General features: G+C 60.7%; 12 protein-coding genes and 3 pseudogenes. 3 read left to right on the top strand and 12 right to left on the bottom strand.

The features are described 5' to 3' along the window. Window positions 1–25: 25 nt before the first annotated feature. From B7P44_RS24805 to B7P44_RS24775, 8 genes and pseudogenes are all read right to left on the bottom strand, one after another. Window positions 26–289: a PAAR domain-containing protein gene (locus tag B7P44_RS24805; RefSeq protein ID WP_084908598.1), complete on the bottom strand. Its 264-nt coding sequence runs from the start codon at window positions 287–289 to the stop codon at window positions 26–28. A 277-nt stretch (window positions 290–566) separates the two neighbouring features. Then, window positions 567–1,130 carry a hypothetical protein gene (locus B7P44_RS24800; RefSeq protein ID WP_096645096.1) on the bottom strand — a complete coding sequence of 188 codons (564 nt, stop codon included), beginning with the start codon at window positions 1,128–1,130 and terminating at the stop codon, window positions 567–569. Between the two features lie 236 nt (window positions 1,131–1,366). Next, entirely contained in the window at window positions 1,367–1,774 is a 408-nt protein-coding gene (locus B7P44_RS36685; protein ID WP_133117900.1) for a DUF6258 family protein, read from the bottom strand. Between the two features lie 373 nt (window positions 1,775–2,147). Then, window positions 2,148–2,292 (bottom strand): annotated as a pseudogene (locus B7P44_RS37985) (RHS repeat-associated core domain-containing protein); the annotation flags it as partial. Between the two features lie 295 nt (window positions 2,293–2,587). Continuing rightward, complete coding sequence (locus B7P44_RS36680; protein WP_133117899.1) at window positions 2,588–2,986, bottom strand: hypothetical protein; 399 nt, start codon at window positions 2,984–2,986, stop codon at window positions 2,588–2,590. Further along, window positions 2,983–7,824: an RHS repeat-associated core domain-containing protein gene (locus B7P44_RS24785; protein WP_084908595.1), complete on the bottom strand. Its 4,842-nt coding sequence runs from the start codon at window positions 7,822–7,824 to the stop codon at window positions 2,983–2,985. The genes B7P44_RS36680 and B7P44_RS24785 overlap by 4 nt, the downstream gene beginning before the upstream one ends. A 165-nt stretch (window positions 7,825–7,989) precedes the next feature. Next, complete coding sequence (locus B7P44_RS24780; protein WP_084908594.1) at window positions 7,990–9,258, bottom strand: IS256 family transposase; 1,269 nt, start codon at window positions 9,256–9,258, stop codon at window positions 7,990–7,992. Window positions 9,259–9,297: 39 nt separating this feature from the next. Beyond that, window positions 9,298–12,045: a type VI secretion system Vgr family protein gene (locus B7P44_RS24775; protein WP_084908593.1), complete on the bottom strand. Its 2,748-nt coding sequence runs from the start codon at window positions 12,043–12,045 to the stop codon at window positions 9,298–9,300. A 221-nt stretch (window positions 12,046–12,266) separates the two neighbouring features. On the opposite strand from B7P44_RS24775, the gene B7P44_RS24770 reads away from it, so the two are divergent. Next, entirely contained in the window at window positions 12,267–12,758 is a 492-nt protein-coding gene (locus B7P44_RS24770; protein WP_084908592.1) for a 2,4'-dihydroxyacetophenone dioxygenase family protein, read from the top strand. Between the two features lie 41 nt (window positions 12,759–12,799). On the opposite strand, the gene B7P44_RS24765 is transcribed toward B7P44_RS24770, so the two are convergent. The 4 genes and pseudogenes from B7P44_RS24765 to B7P44_RS37980 form a co-directional block, all read right to left on the bottom strand. Next, window positions 12,800–14,518 (bottom strand): CocE/NonD family hydrolase, encoded by a 1,719-nt coding sequence (locus B7P44_RS24765; protein ID WP_084908591.1) that lies wholly within the window; start codon window positions 14,516–14,518, stop codon window positions 12,800–12,802. A gap of 362 nt (window positions 14,519–14,880) precedes the next feature. Then, window positions 14,881–15,030, bottom strand: coding sequence for a hypothetical protein (locus B7P44_RS36675; protein ID WP_157721099.1), 150 nt, complete (start codon window positions 15,028–15,030; stop codon window positions 14,881–14,883). A 386-nt stretch (window positions 15,031–15,416) separates the two neighbouring features. Further along, entirely contained in the window at window positions 15,417–15,905 is a 489-nt protein-coding gene (locus B7P44_RS37595; protein ID WP_167389807.1) for an MFS transporter, read from the bottom strand. Window positions 15,906–15,969: 64 nt separating this feature from the next. Next, window positions 15,970–16,407: pseudogene (locus B7P44_RS37980) on the bottom strand (HpcH/HpaI aldolase/citrate lyase family protein); the annotation flags it as partial. Between the two features lie 349 nt (window positions 16,408–16,756). Between B7P44_RS37980 and B7P44_RS36670 the strand changes: the two are divergent. Then, the gene (locus B7P44_RS36670; RefSeq protein ID WP_133117898.1) at window positions 16,757–16,960 is read left to right on the top strand and encodes a hypothetical protein; all 204 of its coding nucleotides are present in this window, start codon (window positions 16,757–16,759) and stop codon (window positions 16,958–16,960) included. A gap of 20 nt (window positions 16,961–16,980) precedes the next feature. After that, window positions 16,981–17,343: pseudogene (locus B7P44_RS24755) on the top strand (2,4'-dihydroxyacetophenone dioxygenase family protein); the annotation flags it as partial. Window positions 17,344–17,484 lie beyond the last annotated feature (141 nt).

Here is a 17,484-nt window from a genome sequence, read left to right as displayed (position 1 = left end):
GATCAGCGCCAAGTGACGCCCGTGCTTATTCAATAGTCGCGTCGGTTCCGACTGCGATCAACTGGCAACCGCATGCGCACCGATGACCGTGCAGGGCGACAGGAACGCCGTTGTCGAGAATCATGTCCGATCCTTCAATGATCGGGTTCACGCCGTGCCCTTCGATCGGACACGACACCAGATCGCCGAGACGGGCAACCTTGCGCCCCATCACGTCCATCGTATCGGAGCCCGTGATGATGGAGCCGCCGTGGGTAGTTGGGTCGCCGATGCATGCAATTGATGTCATTGGTTTGCTCCAGGAAAATTCACATTAGTAGGCTTCATATTTCAGGTCTCGGCGAGTGGCTGTTGCGCTGATCTCGATGCTGCAGAGCACCGAATTTACCGATGTCCGAAAGCAATGGAAATATTCACACTATTGCGAGAGCGACGCTTTCTTACTGAGGGTTTATCGATTTTCAGCCCGCTTCCGCCGACGCTTAAAGCTCCGCGTACAACCTATTCCCACTCTGTATTCGAGCGAGACTTGTCAACGCATGCGCCTGAGGCCACTTCAAAGTCTCTCATTCCTGCTCTACAGCACAATACACGGACGTACGAAGATCAGAACTGCTTTTTGACGTGCTGAGGAATACCCTGAACGTTCCAATTTTCTCGTCCAAGCCTTGGTCGACATAGCCAGGGTTGTACTTGACCGAGCGCACATACGCAATCGAATCTCCTTGCGACGCATCATTGAATCGACTCACAAAAGGCCCCGCGCGCTCGTATCCCGTCAGCGCCCGATCAAGTTTTGCCTTGACGTCTTCAATATTTCCCTTGACGTCAATCGCCAAGCTGGATCCAGCTGGATAAGCGTTTTTCAGCAACACGACCGACTCCACCGGGAAGCCCCATAGCGTCACCCCCGGCTTCACACCAAATATCACCTCTGCACCGTCTGCGATAGCCTTCCCGGCCCCGACCACCTTGCGAAGCTGTTGCAACTTCGAGAGATCCGAGTTGCCATCAGGCTTATAGAATTTATTCGGCATGCTCGCAGTGCACAGTGTCTTGTCAGCCAACCAACTCAGCTCCTCCGATTGCGCAACATTAAATACAAATAGCGCCACCAGACCAGCAATCAATGAAGCCCTTCTTGGTTTCATAAAAATCCCATAAAATAAACAATCAATCAAAAATCAATTCAACCGCATCCTTGCCAACAAAGTACACGCCCGCGCTCGCCATAATAAATGGTCAGCAGGCGATCTTCGGCGTCGCGTTCCAAAGTTTCGCGGTTGCCGTCCGGGTCGATCACTCACGCGAGTTGTCCAGCCTCATACCGTCTATGGCCAACACAGTGAACCGCGCAACGCAAATGTCATTCAGCTACGGCCATTCCGTCTTCGCGTTCAATGAAGACAGATTCGGCCACAATTCTTATTTTAACCTCCTCTGACTGGCCTCGCTCATCAGCTGAGTCAATACCCAATACAAATACCCAGAAACCTTCCCGATTATCTTTTTCCACCGACACCGAATTTATAAGATCATTGGGCAACAATCCTTCCGGCGCCATAGAAAGGTACTTCACATTTTTGAAGACGATAAACCCATTCTCGACATCCTCATCAGTATAGTAATCCCAATTCCCGGATGTCGACCTAATCCTGGAAATGAGATCAATCTGGATCCTAACCACTGAATCCCAAGTATTTATGGAGATCGCCTTGCACGCGCGATCACCAAGATATACAGTTTTAAAAAAATCAAAAGGATTATCCATCATTTCAGTTGAATATGAGCAGCCGCACTATTTGACGGAACAACATTCCCATTAATATCCAAGGATGCCCCTTGCCCTTTCATGTTGGGACCAGTTCCAAGCGCATGAGCATGACCATGCGGACATGGATTATTCGCATGCCCCTTAGGATTCAAGCGGTAACAGTTGGATCCATTCGCGTACAACGTGTGAGTATCAATTCCGTTACTTCTCGCCACAGTGCTACCTCCCACCGGTTCAATTACCGCGTTTCCGTTACCGTCAACAATTACCCAACCGATTGGATCCTTAGTAATTGGATCGACCGGAGTTGTACTGAGCGCGGGGACCGACACATCAGATTGATTCGGCGCCGGTAACGCAGGCACATTGCTACCAGTCAATCCAAGAGGATCGATCCAGCCCACTGGATTGGGCGCATACTGGAATGCGTTCAACCCTCCCGCCAACCCGATCGGGTCCTTCGACACGAAGCGTCCTGATTGCGGATCATAGTACCGACACCGGTTATAGTGCAGCCCCTTCTACTTGCCGCTACGGCCGACGATGCAGTTGTCGAAATCACCTGTGGCAATGCACGTCGCATTCATCGTCGTAGCGGTATCGCGCGGTGGATAACACGTCGCTGAGCCTTGCGTAGTAAGCATCTCGACATCGCACGACGGTTGACCAGGGCAGATCGGGTGGCACACCGGACACACATCGAACTCTTGGTATTCACACCCGGCGAGTACATCCTCCTCTCCTTCAATCACGTCAGATGCACGATTTCTATCTCGCCCAGCTTCGACTGACCACTCATACGTAAAGGGCCGATCACACGATTGTTGCGTGCAGATTTTTATAAAAATCCCAATGAATAATCACCCCCTTAGACTCCGATACAAATATCGTATCGACAAAATCAAGTTCACCGGAAAATCTCAACCACTCTGATAGGCTCGTCTTAAGCACTGGAAAAGCATCATCAACATTGATGACATAAAAAACGTCATTTACCACCACCCCCATGGAATTTGCGATGCCAGTCAATTCAACACCCAGGCGCGCTCTATCAACATCATTCACTTCTTCCTTGTTGACGATACGCTTCCAATTGATAGCCGACGAAGTAACGGGAAGAGATTTCTTGATAAAGTCAAGCGCACCTCTCTCTTCACTCTCGGTGCATGAGTGGGCAGAAATGTAACCGACACATTCTTTGGAGAAAATCATCGATTGAACCTCTTGACTATCTTGGCAACTGTCTTGCCAGATGCATTGAAGCAGATTGTTTTTTCATTTCCTTTCCCATTGAACACATTGATGTGAGCACCATGCCTTTCGTCGTGCTCAACACGAAACCCGCGATATTCATCAGGAGCGCGTCGTCCGTTAAACGGCTGAGAGCCAAATTTTGCTGGGTTTGGAATAGCCCCCTTTGCTGTAATCTTAGTAAAGTCAAGGGCACTATTCATCGCTTGATTGTAGTCATTGTGTACTTCATCGCACTGGCGATCATTCTTATCCTGACATGAAGGACACTTTCTCGCCAACCCTAGCGGATCAATCCAACCCGTCGGGTTTGGAGCGTATTGATAGACGTTGATGCCGCCCGCCAGCCCGATCGGGTCCTTGCTGACGAACCGTCCCGAGTTCGGATCGTAGTACCGGTGCCGGTTATAGTGCAGCCCTGTCTCTTCGTCATGGTACTGCCCCTGGAACCGGATCGGGTTCCTCGCCTCATGGCGTTCCGGCTGCGCCCTCCAAACGGCCTTCTCTCCGCCCCACGCCCGGTACCGGCCGAGCCACACCACCTTTCCCGATTCATCGAGCAGTTCCTGCGGCGTCCCCAGATGATCGTTCTGGTAAAACAGCGTCGCATGCCGCGTCTTCGCCGGCACCTGCACGAACCGGCCATCCGTCCCCGTCGCAATGAACGCCGCTTCCACCAGCGTCTCGTCCAGCCGTGCCAGCGGCACGAACGTGCCGGGTTCATGCAGGTAGAGCGACGCCCCTTGCCACTGATGCCGCTCGCTTAGCGTATGCATTCGCTGCGCCACCGGCAGCGAATACGCATCGTCCGGATCCTCGCGCACGATCTGCACCGGCCGGAAGGTCAACGGCTCATATTCGCCCGGCTGCCGCGGCGGCAAGTGGAAGCGCTCCTCCATCAGCAGCACGTCGCCGTCCCACGTGAACACCGTCCGGTCGATGCTGCCGTCCGGCCGTCCCACCTCCTTCAGCGTGCGCCGCCCGAACGCGTCATATTCGAAGCGCACCTGCAATGCCGGCCGCATCGTGCCCGGGATGAACGCGGTGCCGTCCTGCGTCCGCTCGAGCCGGTCGATCTCGTTCGCCGCCGGCGGTTTCGTGTAGCGATCGGCCCGCTTCAGCCGGTTCGCCGCATCGTATGCGTACAGCCACGTCACGCCGCCCGGCTCGGTTTTGCGGATCAGGTTGCCGTGTGTGTCATGGTCGTAGCGGGTGCGGTTCAATTCCTTCAGCACGTTGCCCACGCACTTCGGCAGCGCCTGCTCCCACGCGTTCAGCTGGCCGGCTTCGTCTGCCATTCGCGTGCGCCGCGCGATCTGCTCGGGCGTCATCCGCTCGCCCGGATGCGCGTCCTGCCATGCCCGATCCTGCGCGATGATGCGCTGGTGCCGCCGGCTCATCTCCTCACGCGTCTCCTCGGTCGGGCGCGGCGTCAGCTTCTCCGGGTCCACCGGATTGCCGGCCGGATCGAATGCAAAGACTTCCTTCAGGTCCGGCGTTACCGCCTTCAGCAGCCGCCCCACCGGGTCGTACGCGTAGTCCGTCGCCCCGCGCATGCGATCCTCGATGCGCGTCAGTTGGCCCGCCGCGTCGTACCGGTACTGTCGCGCGGCGATCCAGTCCGTCGGCAGCGCGTGCGCATCGCGGCGCACGATCATCCGCCGCAGCCGCCCGGCCGGGTCGTATTCGCGCATCTGCTCGAAACTGCGGTGACGGCGAACAGTTTCGCGATGCAGCTTGTCGCGCTCGAAGTTGACCAGCGGCTGGCCGTCCAGCAGCACCCCGTGCACATGGCCCGAGCCATAGCGCAGCCAGTCGATCGTGCGCGTATTCGGTAGCTGCGTGCGGATCCGGTTGCCGAGCGCGTCGTATTCGTGCCGCGTCACCGCCGTGTAGGCGACACCCGTGTCCGGGCCGTGGGTCTGCGCTTCGGCGATCAGGTTGTCGGCGTCGTCGTAGTGCAGCCGGACCGTGCTGTTGGTGCCCTGCGCGGTCGTCAGCCGGCCGCGCGCGTCGTAATAGAAATGCGCGGTGACGCTGCCGCTCGGCCCGTCGATCTCGCGCCGCGTGAGCCGCCCGAGCGGGTCGCGCGTGTAGGCCGTGTCGACGTCGCCTTCCTGCGAGCCGGCCAGCCGGCCTGCCTCGTCCCACCGGTAGCGGGTCGTGCTGCCGTCGAAGTCCGTCTGCTCGATCAACTGCCCCAGCGGGTCGTAGCGGAACCGCGTCTGCTCCTCGTTCTCGTTGATCAGCGTGGTCAGCCGCCACTGCCGGTCGTATGCATACGTCAGCTGCCGTCCCGCTGCATCCTTGCGCCAGGTCGGCTGCCGGCGGGCGTTGAACGCATACTCCGTCAGCTGGCCCGCGCCATCCCGGTAGGTGCGCAGGTTGCCGTCGCCGTCCCACGTGAAGCGCTCCTCGACCCCATCCGGATGCGTGACGCTGACGACCTGTCCCCGCGTGTCGCAGTGGTATATCGTCGCGTGGCCCTCGGCATCGGTGATGCGCGACAGGTGGCCGCGCTCGTCGTAGCCGTAGCGCGTCGTGTGGCCGGAACAGTCGGTCGACTCGACGAGCCGTCCCGCGTTGTCGTGGCGGAAGCGCTTCACGCCGCCCTTTGGGTCGGTCAGCGACAGCAGGCGGCCGTTGCCGCTCCATGTGTAGCGCGTGGTCCGGCCGGCGGCGTCCGTCGCCGAGACCGGCCGGCCAAGCGAGTCGTATTCGGTCTGCGTAATACGGCCATCCGGCGCCGTGACCGTGATCGGCAAGCCGTCCGCGTTGTATTCGGTGCGCGTCGTGTTGCCGAGCGCGTCCGTTTCGGCGGTGAGGCGCCCCTGCGCGTCGTAGTCGAAGCGCTGCGTGTGACCCAATGCGTTTTGGGTGCCGACGAGACGGTGGTGTGCGTCCCATTCGAATCCGTCCGTGGTCCCGTCCGCATATTCGACCAGCACGATCCGGTTGTGATAGTCGTAGCGATGGATCGTCGCGTGGCCGTCCGCATCGGTGACCTTCGTGTACCAGTGCTCGCGGTGGTACTCGAAATGCATCTCGTCCTGAATGTGCTGCCCGTCGTCGCCGAGCCAGGTGCGCACGCACTGCGCGTCGGCCGGCGCGGGCAGGCCGGCGCGCTTGCCCGGCCAGTCCCACGCCAGATTCGCGGCGTTGCCGTTGAGGTCCGTGTAGCGTGTGAGCAGGTGCTGCTGGTACGCGTACGTGCGCCGGAATCCCAGCATGTCGACGTGGCTGGTCAGGTCGCCTGCCGCGTCGTAGGTGTAGCGCGCGAGCGCTTCCCGGGCGAGGCCTGGCACGCCCGTGCGGTAGATCGCCACGACTCGTCCGTCGACGTATTCGAGGCGGATCGCGTTCTCCGCACCGTCGCTGAGCGTGGCGAGTTCGCCGGCTGCGTTGTACGAGAAGGTCAGGCCGAGGCCGTCGCGGCCCTGGCGGGCGACGAGGCGATAGCGCGCATGCGTCACCATGCCATGCCGTTCGTAATCCTCTCGACTGCCGTCGGGATAGGCCAGTTGAATGTGCCGATTATCCGGGCGCGTGACGGCGAATTGCTCGGCCGGCACCTCGACCGATTCGCCGATCTCCACCGGCGGCAGCGGCACCGCGCGGTTGTCGGGATCGAAGAACGTCAGGACACCGTCCCGTTCTTCGAGCGACAGGTGATACGGGCTGCTCCAGCGCGCGCCGAGCGGACTCGCGTCGTACGCCGCGAGGCTCGACCGGTAGCGCCGCGTCCACACGATCGGTGCGATCCCGTCGAGCACGAAGTCCGTCTGCTCGAGGTTCTCGTCACCCATCGCGTAGTTGACCGGCTTCGCGCTCGCGGTGGGCGGGCACCCGCAGCCGTCTTTCGCCGGCAGGTTGCTCGGCTGCGCGCCCTTCTGCGTCGAATCGCGATGCTCGCCGCGCTTCTTGTGCGGCGCCAGCATCGGGCCCGGGGTGGCCTGCGCGACATGCGACGGCACCTTGCGCGCGCGCCGCGCCTTGATCTCCGCGGTGATCTGCGCGGCCATGAACAGCAGGCTGCCGGCCTGCGCCACGTCGCCAAACGCCGCGTCGAGCATCGGCCCGGTGTTGCGGTCGAATTCGTCGAGCCACGCGACGATCGCGTCGCGCTGACCGGACAGCTTGAGCAGCTGATCGATGCCGTGCAGCGCGATGGCCTCGGTCGACGGCACCCAGGACAGGAATCCGCGGTTCTTTTGGATGCGCCCCATCTGCTCCGCAGCCGAGACCGGATTGATCACGAAGCGCCGCACCGTCTGCGACGCGTCGCGCACACCCTTGACGATGTCGCCCTTCCATTGCTTCAGGTGCGCATCCAGATCGGCCATGAACGCGATCACGTCGCCGCCGGCCGTGGCCCAGAACAGCTCGACCAGCGCCGCCGCGCCCGCGCCCTTGGCGAACGCGAGCAGCACCTCCTTGACGATTGCGCGGGCCGGCCGGGTCGCATTGCCCGCCGCGGGCACGACCCCGATCGCGTCGATCGCGAGGATGCTCCAGCTGAGGACTTTCTTCGCGCCGCCCGGCTCGCTGCAGATCCGGTAGATGTCGACGCCGACGTCGTAGAGCGACATCGCATTGCCGACGACCGGAATCATGTACAGGCACTGAATGAAAATCTCGAGGCCGTGGTTCGTGACCGATTCGGCGCGGGCGGCGACCACCTTCGGTGATGTCGCGGGCGCGGGAACCGGACTGACGATCACGCGCCGGGCTTCGGCGTTCTGCTGGAGGGCTTTGGGGATCGGGCGCTGTGGGGGGCGAAGGGTTTCGGTGCCGGCCATGGATTTGTTCTTTGTCTGGATGAATCGGATGCGCGTGCGAAGCCCGGGTCAGTTCGATGCGAGGGTCTTGGTCAGGCTCTGGGCGAGGACGGGCGTAGATGTCGTCGCATGACCAGACATTGAGGACGTGTCAGGAATTTCGTGTGCTGAGGCCGGTTAAAAATCTCAGCTGATGGCGGAGGTGAATCGCTCGCCGAACAGGATGGCGAACTGATTGACTGCTTGCCGCCAAGTGATAGGCGGCATCTTCCAATCCTTTTCGATGTTGCGCAAAGCCAGATACAGCAGTTTGCTGGCGGCTTCGTCGCTGGGGAAGTGGCCGCGATTCTTCACGATCTTGCGCAACTGCATGTGCATGCTCTCGATAGCGTTGGTCGTATATACGATTCGACGTACCTCGGGCGGATAGGCGAAGAAGGGTATTACCTGTTCCCATTGACGCTGCCACATGGCTGCGACGGTGGGGAATTTGCGGCCCCACTCGCTCTGCGCAAAGGCGTCGAGCGCCGCTGCTGCCGCCTCGGCCGTGGCGGCCTGGTAGATCGGCTTGATCGCGGCAGCCAGCGGCTTGCGGTCCTTCCAGCTCGCCAGATTCAGCGAATTGCGGATCAGATGCACGATGCAGGTCTGGATTTGGGCGACCGGATAGACCGCCTCGATCGCTTCGGGGAAGCCGCGCAAACCGTCGACCACCGCGATCAGGATGTCGTGCAAGCCGCGGTTCTTCAGCTCGTTGAAGACCTTCAGCCAGAACTTGGCGCCCTCGGTTTGCTCGATCCACAAACCCAGCACTTCCTTGCGGCCGTCGGCGCGGATGCCCAGCGCCAGATAGACCGCCTTGTTCTTGACCGTGCCTTCGTCACGGATCTTCAGCCGCAGCGCGTCAAAGTACACGATCGGATACATGGCCTCGAGCGGGCGCTGCTGCCACTGCTCGACGTCGGCCAGCACCTCGTCGGTGACCGTCGAAATCAGGTCGGGCGACACCTGCAGCCCGTACAGTTCCAGCAAATGGCCCTGAATCTCGCGCACGCTCATGCCGCGCGCATACATGCTGATGACGTGGTCGTCGAAGCCGGGCAGCCGGCGTTGATACTTGCCGACCAATTGCGGCTCGAACGTCGCCTGCCGGTCGCGCGGAATATCCAGCTTCAGTTCGCCGTTGGGCGTCAGGACCGTCTTGGAGCTGGTGCCGTTGCGGTGGTTGCCGGCCTTGCCTTGCTCGGTCTCGACTTCCAGATGGTGGCTCAACTCGGCCGCGAGCATGCGCTCGGCCAGCTGCTTCTTGAGCTGGCCGGCCAGCCCCGATTCGCCCAGGATCGACTCAGCATCCTTGCCCTGAACCTGGGCAAGCAACTGATCGATCAGCTCATCGGGAAACAGCTTCGGTGCCTTCGGGTTCTTGCTCTTCTTGGTCACTGTTGCATCGGTCATAGGACGTTAGTTCCGTTATCGTCTCATGACCTCGGCACACTAAAAATCTGACAGGCTCGACATTGAGCCAACGGCCCGCTGTTCGAGCACGTTAAGTCCAGCCTGACCGAGTGCCGCGACATCGCCCTTGGCAACACTTGCTGCAACGCTCGACGCCGTCGCCTTGATCACAGTTGCCGACTCCACAACCCGCGCAATCGGCGAGGCCATCGCCGTCCCGACAAGACTGGGAACGGCATCCCCAGCGTTGCCTGCCACCCTGTCCAGTTGCGCCGCGCCACTCGGATCGCTCCACTTGCGCGCCCTGTCCTGCAGATCGTGGTCTTCCTCGAGATACTCGACCGTGCCGCCGCCGCGCGGCACGGTCGCCAGCGTGCCGCGCCCGCTGGCGTCCAGCCGGCCTTCGCGCCACGAGCCGTCCGGGAACGTCACGCGGTATGGCGCGTGCCTCACCGGCTCGCCGTTCGGGTACGCGTGCCAGAGTTGCATGCCGGTCTGTTCCTGCTTCGGCATCAGCGGCAACGCCTGCCGCTGGGTACCGGACGGCTCGATACGCAACGGCCCCTTCAGCCGGATATGGCCCGCGCTGCCGATCTCTACCTGACCGCCCGACAGCTTGATGTACGCGCCCCCGCACATCAGCGTCAGTGATTTGCTCGCGTTCAGCGTCACCGCGTCCGACGTGCTCGCAATCGTCACGCCCTTCAGGGCCGTAAGTTCCAGCGCATCCCCTTGCGCCTGAACGTCCACCTTGCCTGCCCCCGCGTATAGCTTCATGCCTTGCGCATTCGCGTACATTGACACCGCATTGCCGGCCGCGACTGTGTAATTTCCGCCGACTGCAGCATCCGCATTGCCGCCGGTCGTCGTGAACAGATGTCCGCCGGTTGCCAGTTGCATATGCTCGCCACTTGTAATCGCAACCCCGTGTGGCGCGGAGGCGAGCAGCACTGCCGCCTGCAGATCCTTGATCCTTGCTTCCAGCAACGCCTGTTGGGTTTCACATGCGGCAACGGTCGCTTTAGCTGTCGCGACCGCGTCGGCCAAGCTCTTCATTCGCGATCGGGCAGCATCGAGTTGCTCCCGCGCAACCGTCATGTCGAACGCATGCCCCCCCGCGTTCGACTGAGCGTCGGCTGACAGGAACAGCCCCTTGCCTGCGCGCAACACGCCACGCTCGTCGGTGCGGACTTCGAATCCCTCGCCGCGCGTCGCTTTACGGCTGTCGACCAGATGACCGAGATTGACCTGCGTCTTCCCGCCGTAGTCAGTCGACAGCTTGATCCCCTCGCGTCCCTTGAAATCTTCGAAACGAAGCTTGTTGTTCGCCTGCGTGCGTATCACGCTGCGTGAATTGAAGCCATCACGGCTCGTCACAAGGTCGACGGCCTGGCTGTGGTGATGCGCATGGGCGATATATGGCCGATTCGGATTCCCTCCGACGAACGCAACAGCCACCTCCGTATCGGCCAGCAACGGAAAATGAAACCCGGTCTGATTCCCACCCGCGAACGGCTTGGCGAGCCGCAGTGGCACGCATTCGCCGCCTGCCGGCCAGTCGTTGAAGTCGAAATCGAAGCGCGCCGTATACAGGCCAGCGCTTGTCAGATTTGCGTACGGCGAAGCGTCCGGCGTCGTGATTCGCGCCGACAACGTACCGGCGATCGTCGGGTAGCGACGCTCGTCGAGTTTTAGACGGAACGGCCGCCCCGACGGAATTGCCTCGAAAGTGTTGACATAGGACGTATCACGGCCGCCCTCATGCCGGACCGATACGATCACGATCCCGTGTGGCGCGTCGGCCTGCTTCTCGTCGAGCTTTACGACGAGTCCGGGCGCAAAATCCACTACGGAGCTCTTGCCGGAATACACGACCTGCCACGCGACGGCGGCCTCATGGCGCAACTGGGCTTCGCGCTTGGCTTCGTCTCCGTCCAGGTGGTGCGAGCCGTATATGTAGCACTGGCCCCATGTCGTCGGATCGTCGCGCGCGACATTGGCTTCAGCCTTGAACCGATCGTAGGCCTTCTCCGGGTTGTAGTCTGCGACCTTGATCGTCTGCGGGATCGTTTCGCTATGCGATTCGAGCGCCAGAACGGCTTCATGGCCGGTTTCGAGGCCGCTTGCTTCGCGGTATGGAATGGTCACGTTCGGCCGGTACGTATAGGCATCGACGTCGTCGCCGAAATGCAGTTCGTCGCCATGCTGTCCGGCGCGGAAGAAGCAGAACAAGCCCGTCTGCTCCATCAGCAGACGAAGGTAATCCCAATCGGACATCCGGTACTGCATGCGGAACGCGAGACGTGGATAGGCGCGCCGCAGCTTGAACGAAAACTGATGGGAACGGAATTCGTGTCGTCTCAGGATCGATTCGATGATCTCCGGCACGGATTGCTGCTGATAGATACGCGTTGCCTGAGCAAGGCGCAAACGCGCAACGAACGGCTCGACGACGATCCGGTACGACACGAAATCACGCGTCTTGCGTACCTGGCCGAACGCGGTGATGCAGCCGGCGAATTTGCGCGCCGCTTCGTCAGCCCCGCCCGTTCCCGGCGGTTCGATCGTGAAGGTTCCGGGGCGATTGAGATAGTCGGTGCGCGCGAGCGCAATCGGGCTCGTCAGCGTCACTTCGATCCGGTAAGGCTCGCCAAGCCGTTCGTCGAGCGCGAACGACATGATCGACAGATCTTGCGCCCGCGGGGCGCCCGGCACTTCCAGGAAATACGACTGACGACCGGTTATCCACTGCGCCAGCGCGCCTTGTGCACCTCGTTCTCGGGCCATCGTGTTCTCTCAGCGTTATGCTTTTTCTCGGAAGCTGAAGGATCAACCGCTAGCCACGCATACGTCCAGCGAATGGAAATGGTTTGCAACAATGTTCGTGACAGAACGGCCGTCACAACGCGGCGACTCGATCGCAACGTTGGATCACCCAAAGCCAGGAAGTCGGCCCCTCCCTCTGCGATAATGCCCCCTTCCCTGACCTCACCGGCCCCGTTCCCGCCATGACGCCCCCGTCCATTCCGCTCCCGACCGACCTGCCGCCGATCTCGTGCCTGCCCGGCGACGCGCTGCCGTGGCTGCCGATGAGCCCGGACCTGCCGGGCCTCGCGATCAAGTACCTGCACATCAACGCGGCCGAGGACACGCTGACCGCGCTGCTGAAGATGCCCGCCGGCCGCACGCTGCCGCGCCATCGTCACGACGGGCAGGTGTTCGTCTATACCTTGCAGGGCGCGTGGCGCTACGTCGAATACGATTGGGTCGCGCATGCCGGCTCGACGGTGCTCGAGCCGGCCGGCTCGGTCCATACGCCGGAAACGCTTGGCAACGACGGCGAAGACGTGATCACGTTCAACGTGATGCGCGGCGATCTCGTGCTGCTCGACGACGACGGCCGCGAGACCGCGCGGGAGAATTGCCGCGTCGCGCTGTTGCGGCAACGCAAGCATGCGCGCACGGCGCCGGATGCTGCCGCGCCGTTTGTCACCCGCTGAGCGCTACGGCATCCTCGCCGTTCAAGCAACCGTCGCCACCATCAAAGTCGTACTGGCAACGCCAGCGTCGACTGCCTGGTCGGATCGAACTCGAACTTCACACCGAAGCGTTCGCCCGGATTGACCGGCTGCCCATACAGGCTGTCGAAGGTATCCAGCACGATACCGATATGATGGCCGGCCGGCACGTCATAGGCTGTCCCGGAAAACTCGATCGGAAAATCGATCGTCGCCCCCGGTGTGGCCCGGTGCAGCGAGCGCGTGCCATGCGTAATCAGCGTACCCACACCGAGTGCATCGACGTCGTACAGATACGCGACCACCTGGGCACGCGCCTGCGACGGCGTCACGCGCAGGTTCAGCGTCGGAATGCCGCGCAGGCGCATCGGCGACCGGAGCGGCGCGCCTTCATAGCGCACGCCTGCCGCAAGGTTCACCGTCGACAACGCGTTCACCACGGGCGCCCCCACGCTTTCGCCGAAGGTCGAAACCACCGGAATGGGGCCGCTCGTCGCAGTGGTGTCGAAGAGATTCTGGATCAGGTCGGAGCCCGGCGTCCGGTTCGGCGCGCCCAGCAGGTCGCCCGCCGTGCCTTTCGCACATAAGCAGCTCAAATCCCAGCGGATCGGGCCGCGCGGCCCGACGTACAGCGTCTGTGTACTTACGTTGCTGGCCGGCCACGTTTCGAACACATCCCTCGTATCGGTGAACTTGACCTGCATCGAGACCTTTGGCTCGGTATCCACGCCGTTCTGCACGCCCTTCAGCCAGCGGTCGAACCAGCGGTGCGCCTGATCGTACGGATAGTTCGGCACACCGAGCACCGCGCCGCTGACTTCCGCCTGCGCATGAACACCGGGGCTCAACAGCAACTTTTTGGGGCCGGTGAGTGCCGCAAACATCCTCATCGACGAATTCGGCGTGAACATATCGTCCTGAAAATTCTTGCCGATGAACACCGGCGCGCCGCGCCGGTTGATGGCGTCGATATAGGACGAAGGCGAACGAACCTTGGCCCATGCGCGGATCTCGTTGATCTTGGCTTCGGGCGTGTTCGGATCGAGCAGCGCATTGATGTACTGGTCCACGATCGGATCGAGACGCCCCGTCACCTTCCCCGACAGGAACAGGAGGGCCGACCAGGTCGCGTTCGGGGAGTCCCCCTGATACAACTGGTCGACCAGATCGCCCCACCCCGAAAAGGCGACCGCCGTCTTCAGCCGTGGGTCATGAGCCAGCGCCATCAACGACATACCCGCGCCGTAGGAGATGCCACTGACGGCCAGCCGGTCAGCGTCTGCCTGCGTATTGGCGATCACCCAGTCCACCACCGACGAGACGTCCTGCATGTCCTGCGGACTCGCCACGCCAACCTGTCCGCCCGACAGGTAGAAGCCGCGGGCCGTATAGCTCAGGACGATGTAGCCATCTTGCGCGAGGCGTTGCTGCTGGCCGCGATACTCGATGAAATCCGGCGTGGCCCAACTGGCGATCATGACGATACTCGGAAACTTCTGATCCGCGCTGACGATTTTTGGCAGCGCGGCATTCGCGGTCAGCTTCGTACCGTCCGGCATCGTCACGATGAGATTGTTGACCCAGCACGTGCCGTCCTTCGGAGAAACCACCCCCGGAAACGCGGACGTCGTGGTATAGATCGCTGCTTCGGCCGGCGTCGCCGGTCGGCACGCAATCGCGGCATGCGACAAGGACGCCGCCAGCGCCAAACCAAGGCCGGCGAGCAAACGTAGAATATTCATAAATTCCCCTTAGCAATAAAAGTAAAGAACAACACCCCTTCATCCGGGCAGTGACGCCCGCCACTCCAACGCCCATCTAGTTAGCACGCACTACTAATTTCATGTCAACACAACAACTCCATTTAGAGCTCGCCACCTAAATTAAAGTGTCATATAGCACCATCGCCCCCTTCTTCCCGTTTGAATTACTCAATTCACATCCACATTAGATTTGTCATGCCAACTATATTCGGCATGATTGACTCTTAAATCGTCAACAGACTTTTTCATGCCTCACAGCCTTTCAGGCCATGAAGCAAGCCAAAAAAGATCTTCGATGAATCCGCTCAAGCAGCCGAATCAACGCGGCGAGCGAACGGCACTCATCCGTAAAGCATCTGCCAAAGACACTCCAGCGCGAGATTCGCGCTTTCGATCTCGCGAAATGCCCGCGCCGCCACCGACAAGCTCCGCGCCGGATCATACAGCGACACGCATTCGACACCGACCGCCAACACCGGGGTTTCAAGCACCCAGGGGCATGCCGCTCCCTCCCGCCGCCACCGCGCGCCGCACTTCAATCGGCTCGAAACGAGGAATGGCCGACATGCAACATGAATAGAAATACTGAATGAATTATTAAGAAAGCGTGAATTCAAATCTGAACAGGCTTATCTGCAAGCATGCGTTTTTCTTGCGCCACACCGCTGATAGCACCTTCTCTCGCCTGCCGTTCACACTCCGGACAACTTTTTTCGCTTGAAATCCCCCTCCTCCCCTGCACGGACGCTTTCTCCATGACAGACTTCCCTTCCAGCTTGCGAGCACGAAAGCAGACTCAATCGTCACCGCTCCATCAAGCATGAAACTCATCTGCATTTCGAACCGAGTGGCATTTGAATGCCCTGCGATCAAGCACTCAACCGCCACCGGCCGATATGCCGAGACCGATCGCCGGCATCTGCACCATCGAGAACAGGCTGTTGCCGCTGCTGGCATCCCGACCGGGCGGGTCTTTCAGCACAACGCGGTCCATCGCGGCGAACTGCATGGAATTGGCTGCACTGGTTACCGCCAGCAGTGCGCAATCCCCGAGAAGCGGCGTGACAAGCGAGATGGATGCGAGCCGGAAGATTGCCGCGCAGATAATCAGCGTATTGATTTTCAGGAACGGAGCATGATCGAAACGATCGATCAGTGGCCTGATCCAGCATTTTGCCAACACGCCTGCGATCACCACCGGCTGCATGAGCAGCCCGGCATGAAGCGGCAAGTAGCCGAATCCGATCTGCATCGGCAGAGGCAGCGGAAATGGTACAGCGCTCGTGCCAATCGGGCAGACGAGGTTGCCTACGAACCCAATGCTGAAATTGCGTTCGGCGAACAAACCAGGACGAAACGACGACATGACATGCGATTGCGCGCGTGCGACATTGTCCGGCACCGCAGCCTTGGCTTCGAACGCCGTACCACTTCGCGCGATCGACGATGTTGGATGCCCAGCGGTAACGCGTCGCCGGCTCGCACATCGCGCCGTCGAACTTGAACACGGCGGGGACACTCCCCTCCTCGATCAACCGAGCGCAGTCGAGATCGTTTGCGCCGACGCGAAACGCATAGTTGATCGGTTCGATCTGCGCAGGATGATTGACCGCCTTGCCGACCAGTGCAGGCGAGATGTCCGGGGCCAGCTTCTTCTCAAGCAAATCAGGCGTCGCGATACGCTCGAAGACGGCGGCAGTCAGTGCAAAGCCCTGCGCGTCCATGACGCCGCACAACATCGGAGTCACGTAGCCCATCGGCGTGTCGTACAGCGCGAATGTCGGGTGCCGCCGCAACCCCAGGCAGCCGAGCGGGTCGTTCGCGCCGATGCGCAGTGCGAGGATGCGCTCGTCGAGCGTGGCAGGCATGTAAAGCGTGGCGCCCAGCGAAATGGGAGAGCACCTTTTCATCTTTCCACCTCATATCGATCAGCTCACGGTCGGCGTCTCCTTTCAAGCATCTCTAATATGCAGTCCGATTGATTGGATTCAAATCGATGCATGGACGAATTGAATTTCACAAATAATCAACAGATGCGAAGCAATGCGACCTGACCAAATCAAGAAACCCGACCATCTCCATACAATATTCAAGCTTACTTATCTTTTTTATTACAGGATCCCAAAATAGCGGAAATGCTCTGGATCCCTCCTGAAATGCCGAACACAGTCACCCACTTACCCAAACCACTCCGATTCCTCCGCATGCCCCTGGCCCTTGGCGACCATCGCCCTAGCAACCTACCGGGTCATCCACGTGCGCGTCGCGCCAATGCCGAATACGCCAACCGTTCGGAATCGTGATGTCGTGATAGCCGAAATCATCGGACAGTTCGTGCTGTCCAAGCTGACCGAACCCGGCTTGTTTGCGGGGCGCCATCCGACTGCCGAGGTGGTGGCACCGCGCAAGTTCGCGCCCTGAAAACCGACGCAATCTATTTCAGTTTCAAATACCTGCACATCAACGCGGCCGAGGACACGCTGACCGCGCTGCCGAATATGCGCGCCGGCCCGACGCTGCCGCGCCATTGTCACGACGGGCAGATGTTCGTCTATACATTGCACGGCGCGAGGCGCTACGTCGAATACGACTGGGTCGCGCACGCCGGTTCGGTCCATACGCCGAAAACGCTCGGCAACGACGGCGACGACGTGGTCACGCCCAACGTGATGCGCGTCGATCTCGCGCTGCTCGACGACGGCGGCCGCGATACCGCGCTGGGGAATTGCCGCGTCGCGCTGTTGCGGCAGCGCAAGCATGCACGGACAGCGCCGGACGCCGCCGCGCCGTTCGTCACGCGTTGAATTTGGCGCAGCATCGGGATCTTGCCCGCACAACCACCGCCACCGCCGATCGCGCAGTTTCGAACGGCGGCAAGGCCCGCTTTGACTTCCCCCAGCGCGTGCACTAGATTCGAACGACGCGACTCGACTCGGCGCGCAAGG

It is taken from the genome of Burkholderia ubonensis subsp. mesacidophila, from assembly GCF_002097715.1.
Classification (GTDB): domain Bacteria; phylum Pseudomonadota; class Gammaproteobacteria; order Burkholderiales; family Burkholderiaceae; genus Burkholderia; species Burkholderia mesacidophila.
This window is presented reverse-complemented; position numbering and strand designations above follow the sequence as displayed.